We start from the raw sequence: 25,666 nt of genomic DNA, 5'->3' as shown, positions 1-25,666 counted from the left end.
GTCGCGAGGCCGGCGGCGAAGGACGCCCGCAAGGTGCCGATGCGCGACTTCTCGCAGTCGCTGCCGATGGCCTTGTTGCGGGCGCGCGAGGCCGTGATGCGGCAGTTTCGTCCCAATCTGCGGCAGCACGGCCTGACCGAGCAGCAATGGCGCATCCTGCGCGCGCTGGCGGCGGTCGACGTGATCGAGGTGACCGAGCTGGCGCGGGTCGCGTTCCTGCTCGGGCCCAGCCTGTCCCGCATCCTGCGCGATCTCGAGGCGCGTGGCTTGATTCAGCGCGAAGTCGATAGTCGTGACATGCGCAGGGGCGTGCTGTCGATTTCGAGCAAGGGCATGAAGCTGATCGCGCAGGTCGCGCCGAGCTCGGAGGCGATCTACGCATCGATTGCCAGCCGGTACGGTACACGCAAGCTTGCCGCATTGCACAAGATGCTTGGCGAGCTCGAGCTGAGCATCGGCGGCGATCTCGCCCCCGACGACAGCGGTGACGGCTGATATGCCGCGGACGAGGCGCAACGGAAGGGGTCTCGTACTTGGCAGGCCGTTCGGCGTTTTGATAAGAAGCGATGCAGTCGAGCGGAGATGGCGTGCGTCGCAGGCATGGCATTCCATGCTAACTCTGTCTGCATGCTGATCGAACCCGCGAGTTGTCATGGTCACAATCAAGGTTGCCCGCCTCATCGATTTCGTCGCCGACGTCTTCGAACATGCCGAGTCCTCTGCTGAGGAGGCGCGGCGGATCGCCACCTATCTCACGACGGCAAATCTCACCGGGCATGACAGTCACGGTGTGATCCGGGTGCCCGTCTATATCCGCTGGAAGAAGATGGGATCGATCGTGCCCAACCAGACGGCGGACATCGTGGTCGACACGCCGTCGCTGGTGGTCGTGGACGGCAAGTTCGGCTACGGCCAGACGGTGACGCCGCAGGCCGTGAGGATCGGCATCGAGCGCTGCAAGAAGAGCGGCCTGGCTGCGCTGGCGCTGCGCAATTCCGGCCATCTCGGCCGCGTCGGCGACTGGGCAGAAATGGCCGCCGCCGAAGGACTCGTGTCCATTCATTTCGTCACGGCCGCGGGCTCCCTGCTGGTGGCGCCCTATGGCGGCGTCGAGAAGCGGTTCTCGACCGCGCCCTATTGTGTCGGCATCCCGCGCCAGGGACAGGATCCCATCGTGCTCGATTTCGCGACCTCGATCGTGGCCGAGGGCAAGGTCCTGGTGGCGAGCCGCGGCGGCAAGAAGCTGCCCAAGGGCGCTTTGATCGATGCCGACGGGACGCTCAGCGAGGATCCGGCGGTGCTCTATGGACCCTATGAGACCGAGGGAACGCGCGACCACACCAAGGGGACGGGAGCGATCCGCGCTTTCGGCGAGCACAAGGGCTCCGGGCTCGCCTTTATCTGTGAGCTGCTCGGCGGCGCCTTGACCGGCACCGGGGCGACGTCGGTAAACCGGCGCTTCGCCAACGGCATGCTCGCGATCTACATCGACCCGAAGGTGGTCGATCCGGCGAGCTTCTTCGACGGTGAGATCACCCGCTATACGGATTTCATCCGGGCGACCAAGCCGGTCTCCGGCGTCGATCAGGTGCTGGTGCCGGGCGACCCCGAGCGCAAGATGCGGGCCGAGCGTACGGCCAATGGCGTGCCATTGCCCGACGACACCTGGGCGGCAATAGTGAACACGGCGCGCGACGTGGGTGTCAGCGAAGCGAGCATTCAGCGGGCGACATCGTGATATCAGTGTGATCGCCGGTGGCGCGAGCGATCCACGCGCAGATTGAGCGGGATTGCATTGCGTTGCGCCATCGGCGAGAACGAATTTGAACGAGACAGAACGGTTGAACAACAAGGGAAGGAAACGCAGTCGTGGCGAACAATAAGGTCAAGCAGCTCTGGGCCGAAGGCAAGGCGGTGGTGAATGCCTGGCTCGCGATCCCCTCGGGGTTTTCCGCGGAGGTCGTGGCTCAGTGCGGCTTCGACAGCGTCACCGTGGACATGCAGCACGGGGTGCAGGACTATCTGTCGATGGTCCAATGCTTCCAGGCGATGCATGGCCATCCGGTCACGCCGATGGTGCGCGTGCCGTGGAACGAGCCCGGCATCATCGGCAAGGTGCTCGATGGCGGTGCCTATGGCGTCATCTGCCCGATGGTCAACACAGCGCAGGAAGCCCGCAACCTCGTTTCCTACTCAAAATATCCGCCGAAGGGCGTGCGCTCCAACGGTCCGATTCGTTCGGGCATGTATGGCAGTGCGGGCGAGTATCAGAAGACGGCCAACGACGAGATCGTGCTGCTGCCGATGATGGAGACCAGGACCGCGGTCGAGAACATGGAGGCCATCCTCGATGTCGAAGGCATCGACGGCGTCTATATCGGGCCCTCCGATCTCGGCTTTTCCTATGGTCTGGTGCCGAAGCTCGATCGCGACGAGCCGGAGATCCTCAAGATCTATGAGAAGATCGTGAAGGAATGCGGCAAACGCGGGCTCAATCCCGGCATTCATTGCAGCGGCGCCGAGGGTGCGGTCCGCGCCATCAACATGGGCTTCAAGCTCGTGACCTTGTCGAACGAGGTCGGCCTGATGCAGGTCTATGCCCGCCAGCAGGTCGCGCAGACCCGCAAGGACTCCGGCGGCAAGGCGTAACGAGAAAGGCGAATGGCGAGGAGGGCGTAGCGAAGAGGATCCGTTTCCTTTCGCTATGCGCCGCTCGCCATTCGCATGTTTGTTCGCGATCGACGTCCTGATACGAGAGAGACAGCCATGGCTCCGCCCCCCGTCATTCGTCTGCATCCCGAGGACAGCGTCCTGATTGCGCGCGCCAGCCTGCCTCCGGGGCTGTCGATCGCCGAGGGGGTCACGACGACCGACCGGATTCCGGCCGGTCACAAGGTCGCGGTGCGTCCGATCGCGCAGGGCGAGCCGATCCGCCGCTACGGCCAGATCATCGGCTTCGCCACCGCGCCGATCGCGCCGGGCCAGCACGTTCATACACAGAACTGCGGCATGGGCGATTTCGCCAAGGACTACGCCTATGGGGTCGACGTGAAGCCGACGCCGAATTTCGATCTTCCGGCGACATTCGAGGGCATTCGCCGACCCGATGGCCGGGTCGCGACGCGCAACTACATCGGCATTCTGACCTCCGTGAACTGCAGCGCCCATGTCGCGGGGCTGGTTGCCGACGTGTTCAAGCGCAATCCGTTCACTGGCGACGATCCGCTCGCCGACTACCCCAACGTCGACGGCGTGGTGGCGCTGACGCACAAGACCGGCTGCGGCATGACGCTGGACGAACCGCTGAAGCTGTTGCGGCGAACCCTGGGTGGCTACGCGCGGCACGCGAATTTCTCCGCTGTGATCGTGCTCGGCCTTGGCTGCGAGGCCAATCAGATCGGCGGATTGATGGAGGAGCAGAAGCTCGCCGGCCGCCTGCGCGCCATGGACATCCAGGAGGTCGGCGGCACCCGCAAGACCGTCGAGGCCGGCATCGGCTTCGTGAAGGAAGCGCTCGCCGACGCCAACAGGGTCAAGCGCGAGACGGTTCCGGCCAGCGAACTGACAGTCGCCCTTCAATGTGGTGGATCCGACGGCTATTCCGGCATCTCGGCCAATCCGGCGCTCGGTGCGGCAAGCGATCTGCTCGTGCGACATGGTGGCACAGTAATCCTGTCGGAGACACCGGAGACCTATGGTGCCGAGCATCTGCTGACGCGCCGCGCGGTCAGCCGCGACGTCGGCGAGAAGCTCGTTTCCCTGATGCGCTGGTGGGAGGAGTATACGGCGCGCGAGGGTGCGGAGATGAACGCCAATCCCAGCCCGGGCAACAAGGCCGGCGGCCTGACGACGATTCTCGAGAAGTCGCTCGGCGCGATGGCCAAGGCCGGCAGCACCAATCTGGTCGATGTGCTGCATTATGCGGAAGCGGTCACCAAGAAGGGCTTCGTGTTCATGGACACGCCCGGCTACGACCCGGTCGCGGCGACGGGGCAGGTAGCCGGCGGCGCCAATCTCGTCTGCTTCACCACCGGCCGCGGCAGCGTGTTCGGCTGCAAGCCGGCGCCGTCCATCAAGCTTGCGACCAACACGCCGATGTACAAGCGGATGGAAGACGACATGGACGTCAATTGCGGCACCATCCTCGACGGCGAGGAGACGGTGCAGGACTGCGGCCAGCGCATCTTCGAACTGATGCTGAAGACCGCCTCGGGGCAGCCGACCAAGAGCGAGAGCTTCGATTTCGGCGGGGCCGAGTTCGCACCCTGGGTGCTCGGCGCGACGATGTAGCTTGATCGGTGTAGCTGGATCACTCAGCTATTCGACGGCCCCCATCGGGGCTGTGGTTCGGATGTCCCGGCATCTGATCGCAGCTGAGATCGCAAGTTAGCTGAGATTGGATCGCAACTGAGATCAGATGACAGGTGAGCGCGCCGCCATGTGCTGGCTGTCGTGGTCAGCCTGTTATGGGCAGTCCGTCATGGGCAGTCCGTCATGGGCTTGCCCTGCCGACGCTCGCGCGACAGCGGCGCCGAGCAATTTACCGCTGGTGACCCAGGCCGATGCCGAGCGCCAGAGCCTTCTGGCGGAGCGAGCCTTCGGTCCGCTTCATCGCCTTGGCGATCTTGGCAACCGGGGTCTTGGACTTCGAGTGCTGCTTCAGCAGCTTGATGTCGGCGGGCGTGTAGGGTTTCCGCGCCAACTTCTTGGTAGCTGCCTTCTTAGCTGTCTTCGCCACTTGATTCTCCTTTTGGCAATGGTGGTCCTAAATAGCATGTGTAGTCGAGCTATCAAGCGATTGCGGCAAATGCAACGCTATTAGTTCTTGTTAGTTCATCATTCGGGGTTAATCCCTGCTTTGACGAACTGGTCAATCTTCCGTGAGCGCTTCCGCGGCTTCCTGTGGACAACTCTGCGTGGAGCGGCTGATAGGTTGTTTGTTCTTCTCTCGTTCTTCGTTCCGGCCCCGATTGGGGCGCGCAGCGGCCGGAAAAGCGACCGGTACGTGCAGCGGAGGCACCTGATAGGGGGGATACATTCCAACGGCGCGGCGCCAAATGCCGCCTTTCGGGCTTAGGATAGTTCAATAGGCAGCTCTTGCCCTTTGTTAGTGCTTGATCCCTAAGCACAGCAATGTTCTGCTCAAAAAAGTTGCTGGAGCGCCGAAACCTCGTGTCAATCTACGTCGCGTTACATCACGTCACCCATTACAAATATGATCGTCCGGTCGAACTGGGCCCGCAGACCATCCGCCTGCGTCCTGCACCCCATACCAGGACCCCCGTGCTGAGCTATTCGCTCAAGGTCACGCCGCCCAACCATTTCGTGAACTGGCAGCAGGACCCGCAGGGCAATTGGCTGGCCCGCTACGTTTTCCCCGAGAAGGTGAACGAACTCAAAATCGAGGTCGACTTCACGGCGCAGATGGCCGTGATCAATCCGTTCGACTTCTTCGTCGAGCCTTATGCCGACAGTTTTCCCTTCGCCTATCCGGACGGCCTCAAGGTGGAACTCGCGCCCTATCTCGAGACGATCGAGCCGGGGCCGTTGTTCGCGGAATACTTGAAGTCGATTCCCCGTGACGCGGACAACACGGTCAACTATCTCGTCGAACTCAATGCGCAGTTGCAGAAAAAGATTCGTTATATCATCCGGATGGAGCCCGGCGTTCAAACGCCGGAGGAGACGCTGTCGCAGGCCGCCGGATCCTGCCGCGACTCGGCATGGCTGCTGATCCAGACGCTGCGACATCTCGGCCTCGCCGCCCGCTTCGTCTCCGGCTATTTGATCCAGCTCCGTCCCGACATCGATCCGGTCGAGGGACCGGTCGAGGTCGAGAATGATTTCACCGATCTGCATGCCTGGGCCGAGGTCTATCTGCCCGGCGCTGGATGGATCGGCTTCGACGTCACCTCGGGCATGCTCGCGGGCGAGGGGCACATTCCGGTCGCGGCTACGCCGCACTATCACTCGGCCGCGCCGATCAGCGGCAGTGCCGGCGTTGCCGAGGTCGATTTCAACTTCGAGATGAATGTGAGGCGCATCCGCGAAGCGCCGCGGATCACCCGGCCATTTTCCGATGAGGCGTGGGATCGGCTCGACCGCCTCGGCGAAGCGGTCGATGTCGATCTCGCCGCGCACGACGTGCGCCTCACGATGGGCGGCGAGCCGACCTTCGTGTCGATCGACGACATGGAATCGGCGGAGTGGAATACGGCGGCGGTCGGCCCGGCCAAACGCGGGCTCGCGGACAGCCTGATCCGGCGTCTGCGCGCGCGTTTCGCGCCCGGCGGCCTTCTGCACTACGGCCAGGGCAAGTGGTATCCCGGCGAAAGCCTGCCGCGCTGGGCGTTCGGACTGTATTGGCGCAAGGATGGCGAGCCGATCTGGCGCAATCCGGATCTGATCGCCAGCGTGGATGGCCCGCGCATGGCGACGATCCAGGACGCAGAGCGTTTCCTCGATACGGCCGCCGAGACGCTCGGGCTCGAGCCGGACTACGTGCTGCCCGCGTTCGAAGATCCCGCGCATTGGCTGCAGAAGGAAGCCGCGCTGCCCGAGAACGTCGATGCGCTCGATTCCAAGCTCGCCGATCCCGAGGAACGCGCGCGGATGGCGCGGGTGTTCGACGAAGGGCTGCACATTCCGCGCGGCTTCGTGCTGCCGATCCAGCGCTGGAATGCACAGCCCAGGCGCTGGCGCAGCGAGCGCTGGGGCCTGCGGCGCAAGCGGCTTTTCCTGATTCCCGGCGACTCGCCGCTCGGCCTGCGGCTGCCGATCGGCTCGCTGGTCTACATTCCGCCGGAGGATTTCCCTTACATCCACGAGCAGGACCCGATGGAGGAACGCGGGCCGCTGCCGACCTACACGCAGGGGCGCCCGGTGATCGTGCCGCAGGTGCCGCCGCTGCCGAAGCTCGATCGCGCGCCGAAGCCGCAGCAGGACGTGCAGTATCAGTACTGGGGCGGGCTCGGGGTCCGCACCGCGATGTCGGTCGAGATCCGTGACGGCGTTCTCTGCGTGTTCATGCCGCCGGTCGAAACCATCGAGGACTACCTGGAACTCGTTGCAACGGTCGAAGCGACGGCCGAGGCGATGCAGATCAAGGTTCACGTCGAGGGCTATGCACCGCCGTTCGATCCGCGCATCGAGGTGATCAAGGTGACACCCGATCCCGGCGTCATCGAGGTCAACATCCAGCCGGCCGCGAGCTGGCGGCAATCGGTCGACATTACTTTTGGACTTTATGAGGATGCCGCCAAGGTGAGGCTCGGCGCCAATCGCTTCCTGATCGACGGCCGCCACACCGGCACCGGCGGCGGCAATCATGTCGTCGTCGGCGGCAGCTCGCCGCCGGATTCGCCGTTCCTGCGGCGCCCGGATCTGCTGAAGAGCCTGGTCCTGTATTGGCAACGGCACCCGTCGCTGTCTTATTTGTTCTCCGGCATGTTCATCGGGCCGACCAGCCAGGCTCCGCGAATCGACGAGGCCCGCCACGACAGCCTCTATGAGCTCGAGATCGCGCTCGCCAACGTGCCCCACGTCGGGCAGAGCGTGCCGCTGTGGCTGGTCGACCGGCTGTTCCGGCATCTGCTGGTCGACATCACCGGCAACACCCATCGCTCGGAGATCTGCATCGACAAGCTGTACTCGCCGGAGGGACCGACGGGCCGGCTCGGACTGGTGGAGTTCCGCGCGCTGGAAATGCCGCCGGATCCGCGCATGTCGCTGGCACAGCAGCTTCTCATCCGAGCGCTGATCGCCAAATTGTGGCGCGAGCCGCAGGACGGCCGGTTCGTGCGCTGGGGCACGGCGCTGCACGACCGCTTCATGCTGCCTCACTTCATCTGGGAAGATTTTCTTGATGTGCTGGATGAGCTGCGGTCGTCCGGCTACGACTTCTCGCCGGAATGGTACCAGGCGCAGCTCGAATTTCGCTTTCCGACCTTCGGCCGCGTGCAGCATGGCGGCGTGACCCTGGAGCTGCGGCAGGCGCTGGAGCCCTGGCATGTGCTGGGCGAGGAGGGCGCCGCGGGCGGCACCGTGCGCTACGTGGATTCCTCGGTCGAGCGGCTTCAAGTGAAAGCCGAAGGGTTTGTCGAGGGCCGCCACCTCATCACCTGCAATGGTAGGAGGATGCCGATGACCTCGACCGGGCGATCCGCCGAGGCGGTCGCGGCGGTGCGCTTCAAGGCGTGGCAGCCGGCCTCCGGCCTGCACCCGACGATTCCCGTGCATGCGCCGCTGACCTTCGACCTGATCGACACCTGGAACGGCCGTTCGCTCGGCGGCTGCGTCTATCACGTCGCCCATCCCGGCGGCCGCAACTACGACACCAAGCCGATCAACTCCTACGAGGCTGAGGCGCGGCGGCTCGCCCGCTTCCAGGACCACGGCCACACTCCCGGACGAATCGCGCTGCCGCCGGAAGAACGCACAAATGAATTCCCGATGACCCTCGACTTGCGCAGGCCGCTCCTGCATTGATGACACGGAGTTTGTGCGGAGGACCAGGGTATGGACGGCTCGAGCGGCCAGGACCAGGGAGCGAGCCCCGCCGCCGGTCGGCCGGCGGCACGTTCTCCGCTGCGCCGTGCCGAGCATTGGGCCCGCGACTATGCCCGGCTGCCCGGCATCCCCGATGAGTTCATCGGCGCCGACGGCCAGCCGCGACCGGTCTGGACCCGCTTTGCCGACACCTTTGCCGCGCTCGCGCCGACCGATATCGACCGCCGCTTCGCATCCGCCGATCGCCATCTGCGCGAGGCCGGCGTCACCTATCGCTCGCCGGGAGACAATGCCGAACGGTCGTGGCCGCTCAGCCATCTGCCGCTGCTGATCGACGAGTCCGAATGGGCGCAACTGTCCCAGGGCATCGTCCAGCGCGCCGAGCTGTTCGAACGTGTGCTGCGGGACATCTATGGCGAGGGCCGGCTGGTGACGAGCGGCGCGCTGCCGGCGGCCGCCGTCGCCGGCTCCAGCGAATATCTGCGTCCGGTCTGCGGCGTCAAACCGCCGGGCGGGCGCTTCCTCAGCATCTATGCCGCCGACATCGGCCGCGGCCCCGACGGGCGCTGGTGGGTGCTCAATGATCGCACCCAGGCGCCGTCCGGCATGGGCTACGCGCTGGAAAACCGCCTGGTGCAGTCGCGCGCCTTCTCCTCGATCTACAAGTCCATGAACGTGGAGCGGCTCGCGCCGTTCTTCGAAGCATTCCGCGATGCGCTGCGCGCCAGCGCCGATCGTGACGAGCCGCGCATCGCCGTGCTCACGCCGGGCATGTTCAGCGAGACCTATTTCGAGCACGCGACCTTGGCGCGCTATCTCGGCTTCCTGCTGGTCGAGGGCGACGATCTCGCCGTCAGCGGCGACCGCGTGCACATCCGCACCGTCGCGGGCCTCAAGCGCGTCGACGTGCTGCTGCGGCGGCTCGATTCCAACTCGCTCGATCCGCTCGAGCTCGATGCCGGCTCGCGGCTCGGCGTCGCCGGCCTGATGGACGTCGTGCGCAAGGGCGGCGTGGTGATCGCCAACATGCCGGGCTCCGGCGTGCTGGAGGCGCGTGCGCTGCTTGGCTTCCTGCCGAGCCTCGCGCGGCGCGTGCTCGGTGAGGATCTCAAGATCCCGCACATCGCGACCTGGTGGTGCGGCCAGAAGTCCGCGCGCGACGAGGTGCTGTCGCGGCTCGAGGAGTTCGCGATCGAAGGCGCCTATGGCCGCGCCGTGCCCGGCTTCGCCAGCAGCGGTCCGGTGCTGGCCGGCGAGCTCTCGGCCGCGGAGCGCGAACGGCTGCGCGCTGCGATCAGCCAGCGCGGCATCGACTATGTCGGCCAGGAGGTGGTGCGGCTGTCGACCACGCCGGTGTGGGAGGGGGGCCGGATCGCGCCGCGGCCGTTCGTCCTGCGGGTGTTCGCGGCCGCCACGCCCGACGGCTGGACCGTGATGCCCGGCGGCTTCTGCCGCATCGCCGACAAGCCCGATGCGCGCGCGGTGTCGATGGGCGACGGCGCGCGCGCCGCCGACGTCTGGGTGGTCGCCGACAAGGCGGTCGCGGCGCGCACCTTGCTGCCGGGCTCCGACAATGTGCGGATCCGCCGCATCGCCGGCGTGCTGCCGAGCCGTGCCGCCGACAATCTGTTCTGGCTGGGACGCTATCTGGAGCGCGCCGAGGCCACCGTGCGGCTGATCCGCGCGCTCGCAGCCCAGCATCGCGATCCCGGCAAGGGCTCGTTGGCGCAGCTCAACACCGCCGAGCGCATCCAGCGCCTCCTGCTCGCGTGGGGCGCGGTCGGGCAGACCTCGCGCAGCAAGGGATTCCAGGTGGCGGCCGAGGCGCTGCAGGCCGAGGCGCAGTTCGGCTCGGCGCTGTCGCTGCTCAGATCGGCCCAGCGCACCGCGACCTCGCTGCGCGAACGCCTCTCGCCCGACGCCTGGCAGGTCATCACCGAGATGCCGAACCGGCTGGCGCAGGAGGCCGAGGATGAGGACGCAATCGTCAGCATCGCCGAGCTCACGCTGGACCGGCTCGCGAGCTTCGCCGGCCTCGCCCAGGAGAACATGAATCGTGCCGCCGGCTGGCGCTTCCTCGACATGGGGCGTCGCGCCGAACGCGCCATCAACACCGCGCGCTTCGCGCGCCAGTTCGGCTATGACGAGGCGACGCCCGAGGACCTCGACGTCCTGCTCACGCTGGTCGATTGTCAGATCACCTATCGCTCGCGCTATCTGATCGGCCCGTCGCTGGCGCCGATCCGCGATCTCGTCGTGCTCGACCTCTACAATCCGCGCTCGGTCGCGTTCCAGGTCGAGCTGCTCAACGAGCACATCGCGAGCCTGCCGGTGCTGAAGGAGAACGGGCTGATCGAGCGGCCGCAGCGCCTCGCGATCTCGCTGGGCGCGCGGCTGACCGCGGCGGAGGCGGCGCATCTCGACGGCCGCGCCCTGTTTGCGCTTGAGCAGGACCTGCTCAACCTGGCGGAGGCGATCGGCCAGCATTATTTCCCGCACGGTGCGAATGCGACGCGGCCGGAAAAGCTGACGGGCCTCGCGTGATCTACGACATCCGGCACGTCACGACCTATGAGTATGAGAGCGCCGTGAGCTTCGCGCGCTGCTCGCTGCGGCTGGAGCCGCTCAACGGCGACGGCCAGGAGCTGATCTCGCACAGCGTCGACATCCGGCCGCGGCCCTCGGAGCGGACCGCGCGGCGCGATTTCTTCGGAACGTTGACCGAGAGCGTCGTGATCGACACCCAGCACCGCCACCTGCGCATCGACTCGCGCTCGCGGGTGAAGCTGTCGCGCACGCCGCCCGAGCGCGATGCGCCGAGTGCGGACTGGGAGCAGGTGCGCGATGCAGCGTTCGAGGCGACGAGCCTCGGCCCGTCGTCGCCGATCGGCTACGTCTTCGAAAGCGCGCTGGTGCCGGTGCTGGAGCTGGTGACGGACTATGCTGCGGCAAGCTTTCGCGCCGGCACCGGCATCGTCACCGGCGCCGCCGATCTGATGCGGCGCATCCGCAAGGAGTTCAGATACGATCCGAAGGCGACCGTGATCTCGACCCCGCTGCGCGAGGTGTTCGACAATCGCCATGGCGTCTGCCAGGATTTTGCGCATGTCATGATCGCCGGCCTGCGTGGCCTCGGCCTGCCAGCTGCCTATGTCAGCGGCTATCTGCGCACCATCCCGCCGGAGGGCCAGCCCCGGCTGCAGGGCGCCGACGCCACCCATGCCTGGGTGTCGCTGTGGTGCGGCGACGAGCTCGGCTGGATCGGCTTCGATCCGACCAACGATCTCCTGGTCGGCAATGATCACATCATCCTCGGCATGGGCCGCGACTTCTCCGACGTGTCGCCGGTCGACGGCATCATCGTCGGCTCGCCCAAGCAGAAGCTCGGCGTCGCCGTCGACGTCGTGAGGGTCGAGTAGGGCGGTTCCCTCGATGGGAACATCCGGAACATTTTTCTCGCATCGCACTTGATCCGCCCGAGGGACCCGAATGGGGGCTGGCTGACCCTTTCGAGCGATGGAGTGATCGACATGAAACGTGTTGCAATCGTGATTGGCCTGGTCGGCGCCTGCGTCGCCGGCACCGCCTCGGCCCAGCCGAGCGCCAACCTCACCGGCACCTACCGCTGCATCCAGATGTGCCGCGACGGCATGATCGGCGCGCCGGCCTTCGTGACGCAGAACGGCGATGCCGTGAACCTGACCACCGAGACCGGCGAGTCCCTCCAGGCCTGGCCGGACTGGAATGCGCCCAACAGCCGGCTCTGGATCGATGCGCGTGACGAAAGCGCGGTCTATTCGCCCGACGGCATGCGTATCCAGTTCGACGACGGCCGCGTCTGGCAGCGCGACCTGCCGCCGCCGCTGATCGTCCAACGCGCGCCGGTGGTGTACGGGCGGTAAGCGATCGCTGTTGTCAGGAAGGCCCTCGCGCATGCGGGGCTTTCCGTTTCCAGTGAGTTGGAATGCGCTTGCGCAACAACCAGTGTCGTCCCGGCGAACGCCGGGACTCATAACCCCAACTGTTTTGTTGGGCGGCACGCAGCTCGCAACATCGTGCTCATCACTCCTGCTGCGGAGTATGGGTCCCGGGTCGGCGCCGTGCCAACGCTGTCGCGCTGGCACGGCTTGCCCGGGACGACAGCCAATCTGTTGCACGGTCTCTCATGAGCGCCAGACATTGAATATGCGGCAGTAGTGTCGCTACACGTCGTGTCCGAGTGATGCTGGTCGTGTCCCACCCGGCTGAGCAGTCAGCACGTCTGTGTCTGCAAGCAATGCTCGCGCCCTTCGACATCGGTGCGAAAGGACTCGACGAAGCCGCCCTGACGCTGGGTGACGAACACGGTCTTGCCGTCGCTGCCGCCGAAGGCGAGGTTGGTCGGCTCCTTGGCTCGCAGCGTGATCTCCCTGATGGCGCGGCCGTCGGGCGTCAGCACGGCGATGCTGCCCTTCAGGATGCGTGCGACGAACAGCCGGCCGCTGGCATCGGTACGCAGGCCGTCGATCGTGTTGGGCTCGAACCTTCTGATCAGTCTGGGCGTGGCGAGCGCGTCGCCATCGACCGCATAGGACCAGATCTCGCCGCTGCTGGATTCGCCGACATAGAGCGTGCGGCCGTCAGGGCTCAGATCGATGCCGTTGGCGGTGCCCATCGCCCGCGGTGCCGCCATCGCCTCGCCCTGCAGCGCGCCGTTGGGCCCCCTCGCGATCCGCCAGATGCGGCCGCTGCGCGCCTTCCAGTTCGGATCGCTCGCATAGATCGTGCCGTCGCGCGACAGCGTGATGTCGTTGGGCTGGCTCATGTCGTCGGCATGGAAGACGAGATGCGGCGCGGTCTCGCCCGGTGCGATGGCGAAGATGTTGTGCTTCTTGTAGTCGGCGATGAACATCGTGCCGGCGGCGTCGATGCGGATCGCATTGCCGACGCTGCCGTCGGGCAGCTCGGTGAATTTCTCTGACGTGGTCGCCTCAGGTGCGAGCCGGCCGATCGTGCCGGGCTTGCCGAGATTGACGACGTAGAGATTGCCGTCGCGATCGACGGCGGGGCCTTCGATGCCGAAGGTGTATTCGCCGGAAGGTGTGAGCTGCGCGCTCTCGAACAGTTTCGAGGTGGCCAGGGCAGGGACGGTCGCGAGGGCGAGCGTGACGAGCATCGCCCAACAGGAGATGCGTAGGGTGGGCAAAGGCGCGATACGCCACTGCGCGCGCCACAACGCGCTCTCGTGCGCGCCGTGCCCACCGTCACGGAGACAGGTGCCCGCGGCCGGCGGGCACGGCGCGCGCGAGATTGCGTTTTGGCGGAGGAAGCGTCGCCCTGCGCCTTTGCCCACCCTACGATTCATCGCGGCGTCGTCAGAGCGGCACCAGAAACTGCTGTTGGATGTAATAGCCATCATCGTCCGTGCAGGCGCCGTTGAGATAGGTGTCGGCCGGCCGGAAGAAACGGCTGAAGCCGGGCTTATTGACGGCAGACCTTTCGGTCACCACGACGATCTTGCCGAACGGAATGTCGCCGCATTCGCGGCCATCAGCGGCGAAGAACTTGCGGTGCGGCGGTCCGCCGGGCTTGACGCGCATCCGCGTGCCGGGAACCATGCGCGCGACGAGGTCGTCGGCAACATCAAGCAGCTTCGCATAGCCTGGTTCCGTCTTGATCAGATCTGCACCGGGCGGCATCTGCCGCTCGGCGCCCAGTCCGCGCAGCCGCTGACGCAGCCGGCCGGACTCGGGATCGCCGGGATAGATCCAGCCGTCCTGGGCCAGCATGAAGCGCAGCACCGCGAGGTCCTTGTCTCGCTCGGATTGTCCGGCCTTGAGGCCGAAATCCGAATGGCAGCCGCTGCAATGTCTCTCGACGAGCGTCTTGCGCACCGTCGCCAGCCGCGCGCGGCTGGCGCCATTGTCCATCACCAAGGCGGCCAGCCGGTCGATCAGCTGATCGCTTCTGACATCGCAGGGCAGCGGCTCGGGCGCGGCCTCGCCGGTGCGGTCGATGCGGATCACGGTCTGGTTCTTGTCCTCGACCAGCCAGAGCGCGCCGTCGTCGGCCACGGTCATGCCGACCGGTGCGCCCTGCGGCCGGATGCCGTTGACGCGATGCCAGCCAACGATGATCTCGTCGAACGCGGCCGCGCGCGCCGGACCGGACGCGGTCTGGAAGGCGCGCGTCGGCTCGGCGGCACAGCTCACGTGATAGCGCACCGGCGCCGGGCTCAGCTTGGGAAAGCCGTGCTCGTCGACTTCATAGGCGAGCAGGCGGCTGCCGGTCGGGCGATAGCCGTGCAGGCCGACCAGCAGCCTGCCTTTCAGCTCCTCGAAACGATCGCCCGTGTAGTAGAGCATGCCGAGCGGTGCACCATGCGGCGGCAGCAGCGACCACGGCTGCTGATAGTGCGAGGCTGTCGTGCAGAAGCTCTTGAGCGTTCCGGATTGCAGCACGCGCCTGAACTCCGGGCTCGGCGTGGCGAGGTCGTAGCAATAGGGCCAGCCATAGTGGCGCCCTTGCTCGATCGCGTTGATCTCCTCGTTCGGTGCGAACACGTCCTGCAGGTCGCGCGCGTTCTCGCCCTGCAGGAAGGCGGTGCCGGGATCGGGAAAGCGCGGATGCAATGCCAGCGCCATCGAGTTGCGCAGGCCGCGCGCGTAGACCTGGTGCGGCGGCGAGGGATCGCCGGGCTTCAGCGCCGCAAAGACGCCGCCGGCCGGTGGCGTGAACAGCCAGATCGCGGCCAGCGCAGAAGTGCCTTCGCCCGCGGCGCAGGGCTGCGTGATCGGCGCCGGCGACAGGCAGTTGTCGCTCGGCGCGCCGATATTGACGAACAGCCGTCCGGTACGGTCGAAGGCGAATGCCTTCAGCGGATGCGCACTTTCCGACAGGCGGGTGCCGTCGGGCAGCGTGAGGCGGCGTCCCGGCAGGTCGCGGATGATGGTCTCGATCGTTGCTCTCGGATCGGCCGCGAGCGGATCGAAGCGGAAGATCGACGTGTCGGTGGAGGCGTAGATGCGGCCGCCAGGGCCGGCCGCAAGTCCGAACGGATAGGATAGCCGCGTGATCACTTCGCGGAGGCGCTGGCCGGCCGGCGCCGCGGGATCGAGGATCAGCAGCCGGCCGTCATCATGGCCCCAGCCGCCCATGTCCGCGATCACGAACTGCCGATGGCCGGGGATCTGCACGATGCCGCGGGGAAATCTCAGGCCGTCGTCGCGGCTGGCGACGAGGCCGGCGCAGAAGCCGGCCTTCATGTCGATGCGCAGCCGTGGAAAGGCGAGGGGGGCTTCGCCGCAGCTCTTGTCGCTAAGCGCGTAGCCGCTCTTGAGCGTCACGTCGTCGGCGCGGCCGTCGGCCGCGCCGAGCAGCAGGGTCGCGACGACTGCCAGAATGCGCCACGACCAGCTCATGCGATCCGCTCAGTGCAGCAGATTGTACTGGACGATGTAGGCCGCGGCACCGGCAAAATAGCCGAGCAGCGCGAGCAGGCTGATGCGGCGGACGTACCAGAAGAAGTGGATGTTCTCGAGCCCCATCGCGGCGACGCCGGCCGCCGAGCCGATGATCAGGATCGAGCCCCCGGTGCCGGCGCAGTAGGCGACGAACTCCCAGAGAAAACTGTCCGGCGGAAACTGGCTCAGGCTGTACATGCCCATCGATGCCGCGACCAGCGGCACGTTGTCGATCACGGCGCTGGCGAGCCCCAGCACGATCACGATCAGGTCGAGCCGGCCGACGCTGCGGTCGAGCCATTGCGCCAGCGCCTCCAGGATGTGGGTGTGCTCGAGCGCGGCCACCGCCAGCAGGATGCCGATGAAGAACACGATCGAGGGCATGTCGATCCGAGTCAGCGCATGCACCAGGGTCAGGCGCTGCTTCTGCTCGAAGGCCTTCTCGCGATGGACGATCTCGCCGACCATCCACAACAGGCCGAGGCCGAACAGGATGCCCATGAACGGCGGCAGGTGCGTCGCCGCCTTGAACACCGGCACGGCGACCAGGATGCCGAGGCCCATGAAGAACATCAAATTGCGCTCGAACGGCAGGATCGGGCTGATCGAGGCGAGGCCGGCGCTCGCCGGCGGCACGAGCTGCTTGCCGCGCAGGGTGAAGCTGATGACGGCAAGCGGGACCAGCAGGTTCAGGAGCGAGGGGATGAAGACCGACTTCATGATCGCGAGCGGCGTGATCTGACCGCCGATCCACAGCATGGTGGTGGTGACGTCGCCGATCGCCGACCAGGCGCCGCCGGCATTGGCGGCGATGACGATGATCGATGCGAAGACCAGGCGGTCCTCGTCGCGGCCGGACAGCTTCTTCATCAGCGACACCATCACGATCGCGGTGGTGAGGTTGTCGAGCATGGCGCTGAGGAAGAAGGTGACGAAGCCGACCAGCCAGACCAGCGTGACCTGGTTGCGGGTGCCGATCAGCGAGGTCACGACCTCGAAGCCGTTATGGGCGTCGATCACCTCGACGATGGTCATCGCGCCGATCAGGAAGAAGATGATCTGGGCGGTCGAGGCCACGGACTCGTTGAGCTCGGTCGCGACCGCCGGAGCCGTGCCGCCCATGACAGCATAGACGGTCCACATCAGGCCGGCGCCGACCAGGGCGGTGGCCGCCTTGTTGATCCGGAACGGGTGCTCCAGCGCCACCACGGCATAGGCGAGCGTGAAGACGGCGACGATGGCAGCGGTCATGAGTGAGGCATTCCGGGCTTGATCGGCGGAGGGGCGGGATGGAACTGCCCAAGATATGACCGATCGGCGTCCGGCCAGCAAGCCGTGAGCGCTGTTCAGACCGGCGAACGCCGGATTACACCAGGGCTGACGCGATCGCGTCGGCGTGGCTGCGAATGGCGCGGATCTCCGCCGCGCTGCGGCGCTCGAGATTGACGTACTGGTTGCGCATGCGACCATTATTGGCGAAGCGGCGGCGGTGCTTGGCGAGGAAGCTCCAATACAGCGTCGTGAACGGGCAGGCCCTGTCGCCGGTCGCCTGCTTCGGATCGTAGCGGCAGTTGCGGCAATGGTCGCTCATGCGGTCGATGTAGTGGCCCGAGGCCGCATAGGGCTTGGTGCCGACCACGCCGCCGTCGCCATGCTGGCTCATGCCGAGCGTGTTGGGCAGCGACACCCAGTCGATGGCGTCGTGGAACATCGACATGTGCCAGAGGTGCACGTCGTAGGGCCGGACGCCGAGCAGCATCGCGAACAGGCCGAGCACCATCAGCCGCTCGATGTGATGTGCATAGGCATGGTCGATGGTGTGGCCGATCGCCTGCGCCAGGCAGCGCATCTCGGTCTCGCCGGTCCAGTAGAAGCGCGGCATCGGAAGGCTGGCGTCGAGCGCGTTCTCATCGGCGTAGTGAGGCATGCGCTGCCAATAGATGCCGCGCACGAATTCCCGCCAGCCGATGATCTGGCGGACGAAGCCTTCGAGTGCGTTCAGCGGCGCGTTGCGGCTTTCGAGCGCGGCCGCGACCACCTCGCGCGGGTTCAGCATGTGCAGGTTCAGCGCGCCCGACAGCCGCGAGTGATACAGGAACGGCTCGTCGCTCAGCATCGCGTCCTGATAGGTGCCGAACAAAGACAGGCGCCAGGTGACGAAGTCCGACAGCTCCGTCAGCGCGTCGACGCGCGACACCGGCAGGTCGAAGCGGTCGAGCTTGCCGGGACTGTTGGAGAAGCGCGCCGCGACCAGCTTGAGCACGTCGCGCGTGATCGGGTCGGGCGCATAGGATCGGGGCACGGGAATGGGCGGGCGGCTCCTGCCGAAACCCTTGCGGTTCTCAGCGTCGAAATTCCAGCTGCCGCCGACCGGGCGGCCGCTGTCGTCGATCAGGATGCCGGTCTTGCGCCGCATCGCGCGATAGAACGTCTCCATGATCGGCCGGGGATGGCGCTCGGTGAAGGCGTCGAACTCGTCCGCCGTGCACAGGAAGTGGCGGTCGGCGCGGATGTCGATCCGCTGCGGCAGCTTGCGCAAGCCCTCGCGCACGCGAAAGTCGCCGGGCTCCAGCACGATCGTCGCCGCCGGCTGCAGCGCGGCCTGATGCCGCGCAATCTCGCTGTCGAGCGTGCCGGTGTTGGCGGGATCATCGAGCCGGACATAGTGGACGGTACGGCCGCGGCCCTCGAGATCGGCGCGGAAGTAGCGCATCGCCGCGAAGAAATAGGCGATGCGCATCTTGTGCTGCGGCACGTAGCTCGCCTCGTCGGTGACCTCCATCTGCAGCACGGCATCCTGCTCCGGGTCGAAGCCGTCGAAGGCCGCCGAGTCCGCATCGAGCTGGTCGCCCAGCACGACGACGAGATGTCTGACGGGACGTGTCCTGATCATGATACGTTGGTCATCGCGCCATGCCGACGATCAGGCCGCCACGGTAACCGCGTGGGCCTGGCCGAGACAATCCTTGCGCACCGTGAGCAGGCTGCGATGCAGCCAGGTCTTGATGGTGCCGACCGGCACGCCGAACCGTTCCGACAGCCGCGTCCGGCTTTCGCCCTCGAGATAGGCGAGCGCCAGCAGCCGTCGGCGCTCCTCCGGCAGCCGCTCGAGCGCCTCGCGGGCGATCGGTTCCGCCAGCGCGTAGTCGAACTTGTCGTCGCTGTCGGCGGGATCAGGGATCGCCAGCGCCTCATCGAGCTCCGAGGTCGGCACGCCGGTGGCGCGCAGCGCATCGATCGCGGTGTTGCGCATGATGGTGCACATCCAGGTGATGGGCGAGGCGCGCGCCGGGTCGAAGCTCGCGGCATGCCGCCAGACCTTCAGGTAGCCGTCCTGCAGGATGTCGTCGATATCTGCCGCGGACGGCAGCAAAGCGCGCACGGTCTTCCGCATCTTCACGATCGTTGCAGCATGCAGCTCGGCAAAGGCCTGCTCGTCGTTGCGTCCGGCACGGGCGAGAAGCCCGCTGAGATGCGCGACGTAAGCCTTCTGATCCGCGCTCGCTGATCGCATCTGTCTCCTCCATGCGCTTCCTCCAGAGAAAACGGGTCAGAGCCTGATGCGGATCACCGCCAGCGTGCAGCCGAGGTCGCGTGGAGGCAACTGGCGAATCATCCAGGCGATCACGCTCCTCCGGAGCGCGTCACGCCGGCTCGCTAACGATGCGTCGCAAGACTCAGAGCCGGACGAACGGGCTGATCAGGCGGCCGAGCAGGCCGTGCATGCGCAGGTCGCCGGTCATGGCGACGAGGCAGAGGCAGGGGCCCTCGTCACCGACCACCGGACGATGGTCGACCTCGTCGTCGCCATAGTCGAAGTCGCCGGGTCCGTAATAGCCGCCGAGATGGCTGAAGCTACCCTTCAGCACGCAGGTCAGCTCATTGCCGGAATGCGTATGCTCCAGCATCCGTGCGCCGGGCTCCGAGCGCAGAAGAAAGGCGCGGGATTTTCCGGTGCCAGGCAGCAGGATCGGGCGCATGCTGATGCCGGGTGCCACGCGCCGGCGCTTGCCGATCTTGCAGCGCCTGACCATCTCGGGGAGGTCGGCGAGCTCGGGATCGTGCTCGGCGACCTCGCTCACCTGTGGCGCCGCCTGCGGGCGTCGATCGATGCGTGCCATCACGGCATCGAACGCATCCGCGCCCGTCGCGATCGGCTCGGCCGCATCCAGCGAGGCGCCGGCGAGCTGCTCGATGGCGCGGACGAAGCGCTGGCATCGGCCGCAATCGGCGACATGGACACCGACGACCAGCCGCTCGGCCTCGTCGAGCGCACCAGTGGCGAAGTCGGCCAGCAGGTCTTCCGGCGGGTGGTGGCTGATCGTCATGTCGCGTCGTCCAACAGGTCTCTCAGGCGATTCATCGCCAATCTGATTCGTGACTTTACCGTACCCAGCGGCAGGCCGAGCACCGCCGCGATTTCCGAATGCGGTCGTTCTTCAACGAACGACAGGCGGATCACGGTGGATTGCTCCACCGACAATCTTTCGATCGCGGCCGCCACCCGTGTGGCATCTTCGACACGCGAGACGATCTGGTCGGCCGCGGGCGTCGGATCGGCTTCCTCGTCCCGCCCCACTTCTCTGCTCAGCCGGCTGTCGCGGGCAGCCTTGCGCGCGGCGTCGATCCGCTGGTTGCGCGCGATCGTGAAGATCCAGGCGGCCGCGCCGGCCGTCGACGGATCGAATTGCCCCGCCTTCGTCCACACCGCCACCATGGTGGATTGGGCGATTTCCTCAGCGTCGTCGGCGTTGCAGCCGGTCTTGATGAGGAAACCTTTGATGCGGGGCGCAAAATGCGCAAACAGGGCCTTGAATGCCTCGCGATCGCCGCGCGCGGCGACGCGTCCGATCAATTCAGCCCAGTCCACAGTCGCCTTCGGCCCTCTGCTCACATTCACCCTGGTACGGGCACTGAAGGCCCGTGCAAATCGATGCCGGGACGATGCCACGTTCCATTGCGCTAATCCAGTCGCTCTCAGTCGCGTGGTCATGGTCCCCGGCACGCTGCTTGACCCTGGATAACGTGGAACATGGACGGCTGGATCACAGCGGGCGGAGGATTTTCCGGCCCCTTCAATCCTTCAGGTCGGAATTGACCATCGCCAGGAACTCCTGGCGGCTCATCGGGTCGGTGCGGAAGCAGCCGAGCATGCGGCTTGTGGTGAGATCGACGCCGTGCTTCTTGACGCCGCGCGAGCTGATGCAGTGATGGGCTGCCTTGATCACGACCGCCACGCCCTGCGGCTGCAGCACCTCGTCGATGATGTTGGCGATCTCGGCGGTCATGCGCTCCTGGATCTGCAGCCGGCTGGCATAGGCCTCGACGACCCGGGCGAGCTTGGAAATCCCGACCACGCGGTTGCGCGGCACGTAGCCGACCCAGGCGCGGCCGATGATGGGCGCCATGTGGTGCTCGCAATGGCTCTGGAACGGGATGTTCCGCAACAGCACCATCTCGTCGTAGCCGGCCGTCTCCTCGAACGTCTTGCGCAGATACTCCTCGGGGTTCTGCTCATAGCCGGAAAAATAGCTCTTGTAGGCCCGCGCCACGCGGGCCGGGGTCTCGGAGAGACCCTCGCGTGACGGATCCTCGCCGATCCAGGTCAGGATGGTGCGGATGGCGTCCTCGACGTCATCCTGGGTGACCGCGACCGGGTCGCAGGCGAACGGAAGTTTCTTGGCTGTCTGGCGCACGACGGCTCTCCAAAAACCAAGAAACGGTTCCGGTGTCGGAACGGATCACGTCTTGCGGGGGGCGATTTCCGCAACCGAGGGCTCGCCCCGGTCAGCTCGCCTTGCGCAGCCGCATCTCCGCGGACGGACCCGAGCGCAGGTTCTGAAAGAACTTCTCGACCTCGTTGGCGAGCGTCTGCGCGGTCGCGTTGAGGTCGCCGGACGCCGACAGGACGGAGGCGGCGGCCGTCGAGGTCTCACTGATGGCGTCGCGGAGCGAGCCGATGTTCATGACCAGCGTCTGGTTGCCCTGGGCGGTCGACTGCGCGTTGGTCGAGATCTCCCGCGTCGCCTGGTCCTGCTGCTGGATGGCATTGGAGATGTTCGAGGTGATCTCGTTGATGCCGCGGACCGCCTGGCCGATCTCGCGGACCGCGTCGACCGCGGTCTTGGTCGAGGCCTGGATCAGGCCGACGTTCTGGCTGATCTCCTCGGTCGCCTTGGCCGTCTGCCCGGCCAGCGCCTTGACCTCGTGAGCGACGACGGCAAAGCCGCGGCCGGCCTCGCCGGCGCGGGCGGCCTCGATGGTCGCATTCAGAGCGAGGAGGTTGGTCTGCTCGGCGATGGTCTGGATCAGGGTCAATACGCCGTCGATGCGCTGGGTGGCGGCGGCAAGGCCCTCGATCTCCGTGACCGACTTCTCGGTGCGTTGGCCGGTCTGCTCGACGGCGCCGGCCGACTGCCGGATCTGCCGGCCGATCTCCTCGACGGACGTCGACAACTCCTCGGCGGCGCTCGCGACGGCGGAAACGTTGGTCGAGGCCTGCGACGTCGCGCCGGCTGCGGTGACCGCGCGCTCGTTGGCGTCCGCCGTCAGCCGTGTGATCGCCTCGGCGGTGGCGCGCATCGCGGCGGCGTTCTCGGTGACGGTCCGCATCACGCTGCCGATTGCGGTGCGAAATTCCTCGACCGCGGTTTCGATGTGGCGGGCCCGGGCTTCGCGGATTTCGGAGTCCTGCGAGACCTGGACATTGAGGTCGCGGTTGTGGGCCATCGCCTGCTGGAACACGCCGATGGCGCGGGCCAGCTCGCCGACCTCGTCGGCGCGCCCGGCATACGGCACCTCGACGTTCTCGGCGCCGGTGGCGACCTGGCGGATCGTCTCGGTGATCTGAGACAGCGGCCGAGCGATCGAGCGAGCGATGATCACCACGCCGGCTGCGACCAGAACCAACATCAAGCCGCCAAGGCCTGTCAGCATGAGCGAGAGCTTGTTGTTCAGCGCCGCTTTCTCGGCGATCTTTCCTCCGCGCTCGACATAGACTTTGGACAGCGCTTCGAGGTCCGTGTTGAGCGCCTTGCGCACGGAGCGATTGGCGTCGTTGTCGCCCCACTCGCGTCCCGCAGCCGGGCTGATTTCATTGGCGCGGCGGACCAGTTCGGCGCGGAATTCGACGAATTGCTCGATCCGCTTCTTGAACGTTGCGAATTGCTGGGCGTCGTCGGCCTGTACGATCGCCTGCCACTTGTCGACGACCTTCAGAATCTCGGCGTTGAATTTGAGCAAGCCGTTGCCGTATTGCTTCACGACGGCCGGATCTGTCGACATGTAGACGCCACGCGACTCCATCACGACGGCATAGACGAGGCCGTTGACCAGCTGAACGTTGTGAGCGGCGAGATTGGCCGTCTCGATGGCTTTGATGAGCTCCGTGGCCCGCCGCGAGTTGTAGTCGGACAGCCAGGTGATTGCGGCGGTCAATAGCGCAAACAACGCGAAGATTGCATAGAGCTTGACTGCGATGGATCGGCGCGTGGCCGTCTTCGTTGACGTCGGGCGTGAGGTCATGAGGTGAGACACCGCGAGTTTTTGCTGCGACGGAGGAGGCGCTTGATTGTTAATAGTTATGCAAAACCTTCATGGAGAAAGCGTTAAGTGGACACCGTCAGTATTATACAACCACAGCGTACTTTGCTTGGCGTTTCAATCGATTAGTTGGTGCTCCGCAGCAGGGGCGCGCGCCGGGGCGTCCGGTTGACTACGGAGGGCATGCGCCCTTTCGAGGCCCCTCGTTCCCTTGCAAATGCATTGCAAACCAGTGACCGCGCGCACGCGCGCTCAGCAATTGGTCGCCGATCGGAGACAGGCGGGAGCGGTCGTCGCGCTCGACCGATCGATGATCCATCTGATTGGAACCTTGGATCGCCCGTCGCATTCCGCCATCCGTATTGCGATACATTGGATCAGGTCGCCTCATCAGGTCGCGTCTGATCATGCCTGGCAGCGTGAGCATCGGGCACGCGGCGGGGACGTCGCGCCTTGCGACAGGAGCGGAAAACTCGATCGCACCTCAACTTTTCCGGAAGGGGTGGCGAAGCCTTGTCTTCGGCCGTAAGGTAACCAGTTAGCGGGTTGTCGCGAGGGGCAGTCGATGAGATTCGAGGGCATCGAAACGGTACGTCGCATTCTCTGTGTGTTTCCGCGCTACACCTCGTCGTTCGGAACCTTCGAGCATGCCTATCCGCTCACCGACGGCATCCAGGCCTTCATGCCGCCGCAGGGGCTGCTGCTGATCGCGGCCTATCTTCCAAGCTCCTGGCAGGTGCGCTTCATCGACGAGAACATCCGCCCGGCGCGGGACGAGGATTTCTCCTGGGCCGAAGCGGTGTTCGTCAGCGGCATGCACATCCAGCGTCAGCAGATGAACGACATCTGCCAGCGGGCGCACGCGTTCGACCTGCCGGTCGCGCTCGGCGGCCCTTCGGTCAGCGCCTGCCCGGACTACTATCCGAGCTTCGACTATCTGCATGTCGGCGAGCTTGGCGATGCGACCGACGAGCTGATCGCGCGGCTGGCGCGGGATCCGTCACGGCCTGCGCAGCAGGTCGTGCTGCGGACCAGCGAGCGGGTGGCGATGACCGATTTCCCGGTGCCGGCCTATGAGCTCGCCGAGGTGAAGAAGTACTTTCTCGGCAGTATCCAGTATTCCAGCGGCTGTCCCTATCAATGCGAGTTCTGCGACATCCCCGGCCTCTATGGGCGCAACCCGCGCATCAAGTCGCCGCAGCAGATCATCGCCGAGCTCGACAAGCTCAGGGAATGCGGCGTCACCGGCTCGGTCTATTTCGTCGACGACAATTTCATCGGCAACCGCAAAGCCGCGACGGAGCTGCTGCCGCATCTGATCGAATGGCAGAAGCGCACCGGCTATGTGATGCGGCTCGCCTGCGAGGCCACGCTCAACATCGCCAAGCGGCCCGAGATCCTGGAGAAGATGCGCGAGGCCTATTTCATCACCATCTTCTGCGGCATCGAGACGCCCGATCCGGATGCGCTGACGGCCATGCAGAAGGATCACAACATGATGGTGCCGATCCTGGAGGGGATCAGGACCATCAACAGCTACGGCATGGAGGTCGTCTCCGGTATCATCATGGGGCTGGACACCGACACGCCGCAGACCGCGGACGCGCTGCTGCAGTTCGTCGAGGAGAGCCGGATCCCGCTGCTCACGATCAATCTGCTGCAGGCGCTCCCGAAGACGCCCCTGTGGGATCGCCTCGAGCGCGAGGGCAGGCTGGTCCACGACGACGGTCGCGACTCCAACGTGAAATTCCTGATGCCCTATGACGAGGTGGTCACGGCGTGGCGGCGCTGCATGGAGGTGGCCTATGAGCCGGAGCGGCTGTTCGCGCGCTACAAGCACCAATGCGACACCACCTACGCCAACCGCATCGAGGTGCCGGTCAGCGACGAGATGAAGAGCTGGCCGAACGTCAGGCGCGGCCTGGTCATGATGGGCAAGATCTTCTGGAAGGTGGGCGTGCTCGGCGACTACAAGCGGCCGTTCTGGCGCTTTGCCTGGAGCCAGCTCAAGCGCGGCGAGATCGAGAATTTCATCGCCGTGACGCTGATCGCGCATCACCTCATCATGTTTGCGCGCGCCGCCTCGCGCGGGCATCAGAACGCGTCGAACTACTCGATCCGGCTGCGCGAGGCCGCCCTTCCTGCGGGGTGATGGCCTCGCCGGGGCAGGGCAG

General features: G+C 65.9%; 19 protein-coding genes. 9 read left to right on the top strand and 10 right to left on the bottom strand.

All coding sequences use genetic code 11. The features are described from left to right. Nucleotides 1–39 precede the first annotated feature (39 nt). From hpaR to ACQR2C_RS28405, 4 genes are all read left to right on the top strand, one after another. Nucleotides 40–495 carry a homoprotocatechuate degradation operon regulator HpaR gene (hpaR, locus tag ACQR2C_RS28420; protein WP_409997893.1) on the top strand — a complete coding sequence of 152 codons (456 nt, stop codon included), beginning with the start codon at nucleotides 40–42 and terminating at the stop codon, nucleotides 493–495. A 157-nt stretch (nucleotides 496–652) separates the two neighbouring features. After that, the gene (locus ACQR2C_RS28415) at nucleotides 653–1,738 is read left to right on the top strand and encodes a malate/lactate/ureidoglycolate dehydrogenase (RefSeq protein ID WP_434882585.1); all 1,086 of its coding nucleotides are present in this window, start codon (nucleotides 653–655) and stop codon (nucleotides 1,736–1,738) included. 131 nt (nucleotides 1,739–1,869) lie between these two features. Continuing rightward, on the top strand, nucleotides 1,870–2,649 hold the full coding sequence (locus ACQR2C_RS28410) for an HpcH/HpaI aldolase family protein (protein WP_316183352.1): 780 nt from the start codon (nucleotides 1,870–1,872) through the stop codon (nucleotides 2,647–2,649). Between the two features lie 117 nt (nucleotides 2,650–2,766). Further along, on the top strand, nucleotides 2,767–4,290 hold the full coding sequence (locus ACQR2C_RS28405) for a UxaA family hydrolase (RefSeq protein ID WP_316218542.1): 1,524 nt from the start codon (nucleotides 2,767–2,769) through the stop codon (nucleotides 4,288–4,290). A 250-nt stretch (nucleotides 4,291–4,540) separates the two neighbouring features. On the opposite strand, the gene ACQR2C_RS28400 is transcribed toward ACQR2C_RS28405, so the two are convergent. After that, entirely contained in the window at nucleotides 4,541–4,738 is a 198-nt protein-coding gene (locus ACQR2C_RS28400; RefSeq protein ID WP_008964013.1) for a hypothetical protein, read from the bottom strand. 434 nt (nucleotides 4,739–5,172) lie between these two features. Between ACQR2C_RS28400 and ACQR2C_RS28395 the strand changes: the two genes are divergently transcribed. The 4 genes from ACQR2C_RS28395 (at nucleotide 5,173) to ACQR2C_RS28380 (ending at nucleotide 12,410) form a co-directional block, all read left to right on the top strand. Beyond that, a complete protein-coding gene (locus tag ACQR2C_RS28395; RefSeq protein WP_434882584.1) occupies nucleotides 5,173–8,487 on the top strand; it encodes a DUF2126 domain-containing protein in 3,315 nt (1,104 codons plus the stop codon). Between the two features lie 30 nt (nucleotides 8,488–8,517). Next, nucleotides 8,518–11,052 carry a circularly permuted type 2 ATP-grasp protein gene (locus tag ACQR2C_RS28390; protein WP_434882583.1) on the top strand — a complete coding sequence of 845 codons (2,535 nt, stop codon included), beginning with the start codon at nucleotides 8,518–8,520 and terminating at the stop codon, nucleotides 11,050–11,052. Continuing rightward, nucleotides 11,049–11,927, top strand: coding sequence for a transglutaminase family protein (locus tag ACQR2C_RS28385; protein WP_434882582.1), 879 nt, complete (start codon nucleotides 11,049–11,051; stop codon nucleotides 11,925–11,927). Before ACQR2C_RS28390 ends, ACQR2C_RS28385 begins: the two co-directional genes overlap by 4 nt. 102 nt (nucleotides 11,928–12,029) lie before the next feature. Then, nucleotides 12,030–12,410 carry a hypothetical protein gene (locus ACQR2C_RS28380; RefSeq protein ID WP_315801275.1) on the top strand — a complete coding sequence of 127 codons (381 nt, stop codon included), beginning with the start codon at nucleotides 12,030–12,032 and terminating at the stop codon, nucleotides 12,408–12,410. A 350-nt stretch (nucleotides 12,411–12,760) separates the two neighbouring features. On the opposite strand, the gene ACQR2C_RS28375 is transcribed toward ACQR2C_RS28380, so the two are convergent. The 9 genes from ACQR2C_RS28375 to ACQR2C_RS28335 form a co-directional block, all read right to left on the bottom strand. Then, nucleotides 12,761–13,663, bottom strand: a complete 903-nt coding sequence (locus ACQR2C_RS28375) for an SMP-30/gluconolactonase/LRE family protein (protein ID WP_434882581.1) — start codon at nucleotides 13,661–13,663, stop codon at nucleotides 12,761–12,763. A gap of 199 nt (nucleotides 13,664–13,862) precedes the next feature. Continuing rightward, nucleotides 13,863–15,908, bottom strand: coding sequence for a PQQ-dependent sugar dehydrogenase (locus ACQR2C_RS28370; protein WP_434882580.1), 2,046 nt, complete (start codon nucleotides 15,906–15,908; stop codon nucleotides 13,863–13,865). Between the two features lie 9 nt (nucleotides 15,909–15,917). Next, nucleotides 15,918–17,201: a sodium:proton antiporter NhaD gene (gene nhaD / locus ACQR2C_RS28365; RefSeq protein ID WP_316183359.1), complete on the bottom strand. Its 1,284-nt coding sequence runs from the start codon at nucleotides 17,199–17,201 to the stop codon at nucleotides 15,918–15,920. A gap of 115 nt (nucleotides 17,202–17,316) precedes the next feature. Then, entirely contained in the window at nucleotides 17,317–18,843 is a 1,527-nt protein-coding gene (locus ACQR2C_RS28360; protein WP_316183360.1) for a cryptochrome/photolyase family protein, read from the bottom strand. Between the two features lie 30 nt (nucleotides 18,844–18,873). Continuing rightward, complete coding sequence (locus tag ACQR2C_RS28355; protein ID WP_316183361.1) at nucleotides 18,874–19,464, bottom strand: RNA polymerase sigma factor; 591 nt, start codon at nucleotides 19,462–19,464, stop codon at nucleotides 18,874–18,876. A 163-nt stretch (nucleotides 19,465–19,627) separates the two neighbouring features. Further along, complete coding sequence (locus ACQR2C_RS28350) at nucleotides 19,628–20,278, bottom strand: ChrR family anti-sigma-E factor (RefSeq protein WP_316183362.1); 651 nt, start codon at nucleotides 20,276–20,278, stop codon at nucleotides 19,628–19,630. Then, nucleotides 20,275–20,820, bottom strand: a complete 546-nt coding sequence (locus ACQR2C_RS28345) for a sigma-70 family RNA polymerase sigma factor (protein WP_315772520.1) — start codon at nucleotides 20,818–20,820, stop codon at nucleotides 20,275–20,277. Before ACQR2C_RS28345 ends, ACQR2C_RS28350 begins: the two co-directional genes overlap by 4 nt. Nucleotides 20,821–21,025: 205 nt before the next feature. Further along, nucleotides 21,026–21,646 (bottom strand): GTP cyclohydrolase I FolE, encoded by a 621-nt coding sequence (gene folE, locus ACQR2C_RS28340; RefSeq protein ID WP_315714899.1) that lies wholly within the window; start codon nucleotides 21,644–21,646, stop codon nucleotides 21,026–21,028. A 91-nt stretch (nucleotides 21,647–21,737) separates the two neighbouring features. After that, nucleotides 21,738–23,474 carry a methyl-accepting chemotaxis protein gene (locus tag ACQR2C_RS28335; protein ID WP_316183363.1) on the bottom strand — a complete coding sequence of 579 codons (1,737 nt, stop codon included), beginning with the start codon at nucleotides 23,472–23,474 and terminating at the stop codon, nucleotides 21,738–21,740. Between the two features lie 583 nt (nucleotides 23,475–24,057). Between ACQR2C_RS28335 and ACQR2C_RS28330 the strand changes: the two genes are divergently transcribed. Beyond that, the gene (locus ACQR2C_RS28330) at nucleotides 24,058–25,644 is read left to right on the top strand and encodes a B12-binding domain-containing radical SAM protein (protein ID WP_316183364.1); all 1,587 of its coding nucleotides are present in this window, start codon (nucleotides 24,058–24,060) and stop codon (nucleotides 25,642–25,644) included. The last annotated feature ends 22 nt before the right edge of the window (nucleotides 25,645–25,666 follow it).

Source organism: Bradyrhizobium sp. HKCCYLRH3061 (genome assembly GCF_051168015.1).
Taxonomy (GTDB): domain Bacteria; phylum Pseudomonadota; class Alphaproteobacteria; order Rhizobiales; family Xanthobacteraceae; genus Bradyrhizobium.
The sequence above is the reverse complement of the archived record's forward strand: the minus strand, read 5'-3'. Positions and strand labels throughout refer to the sequence as shown.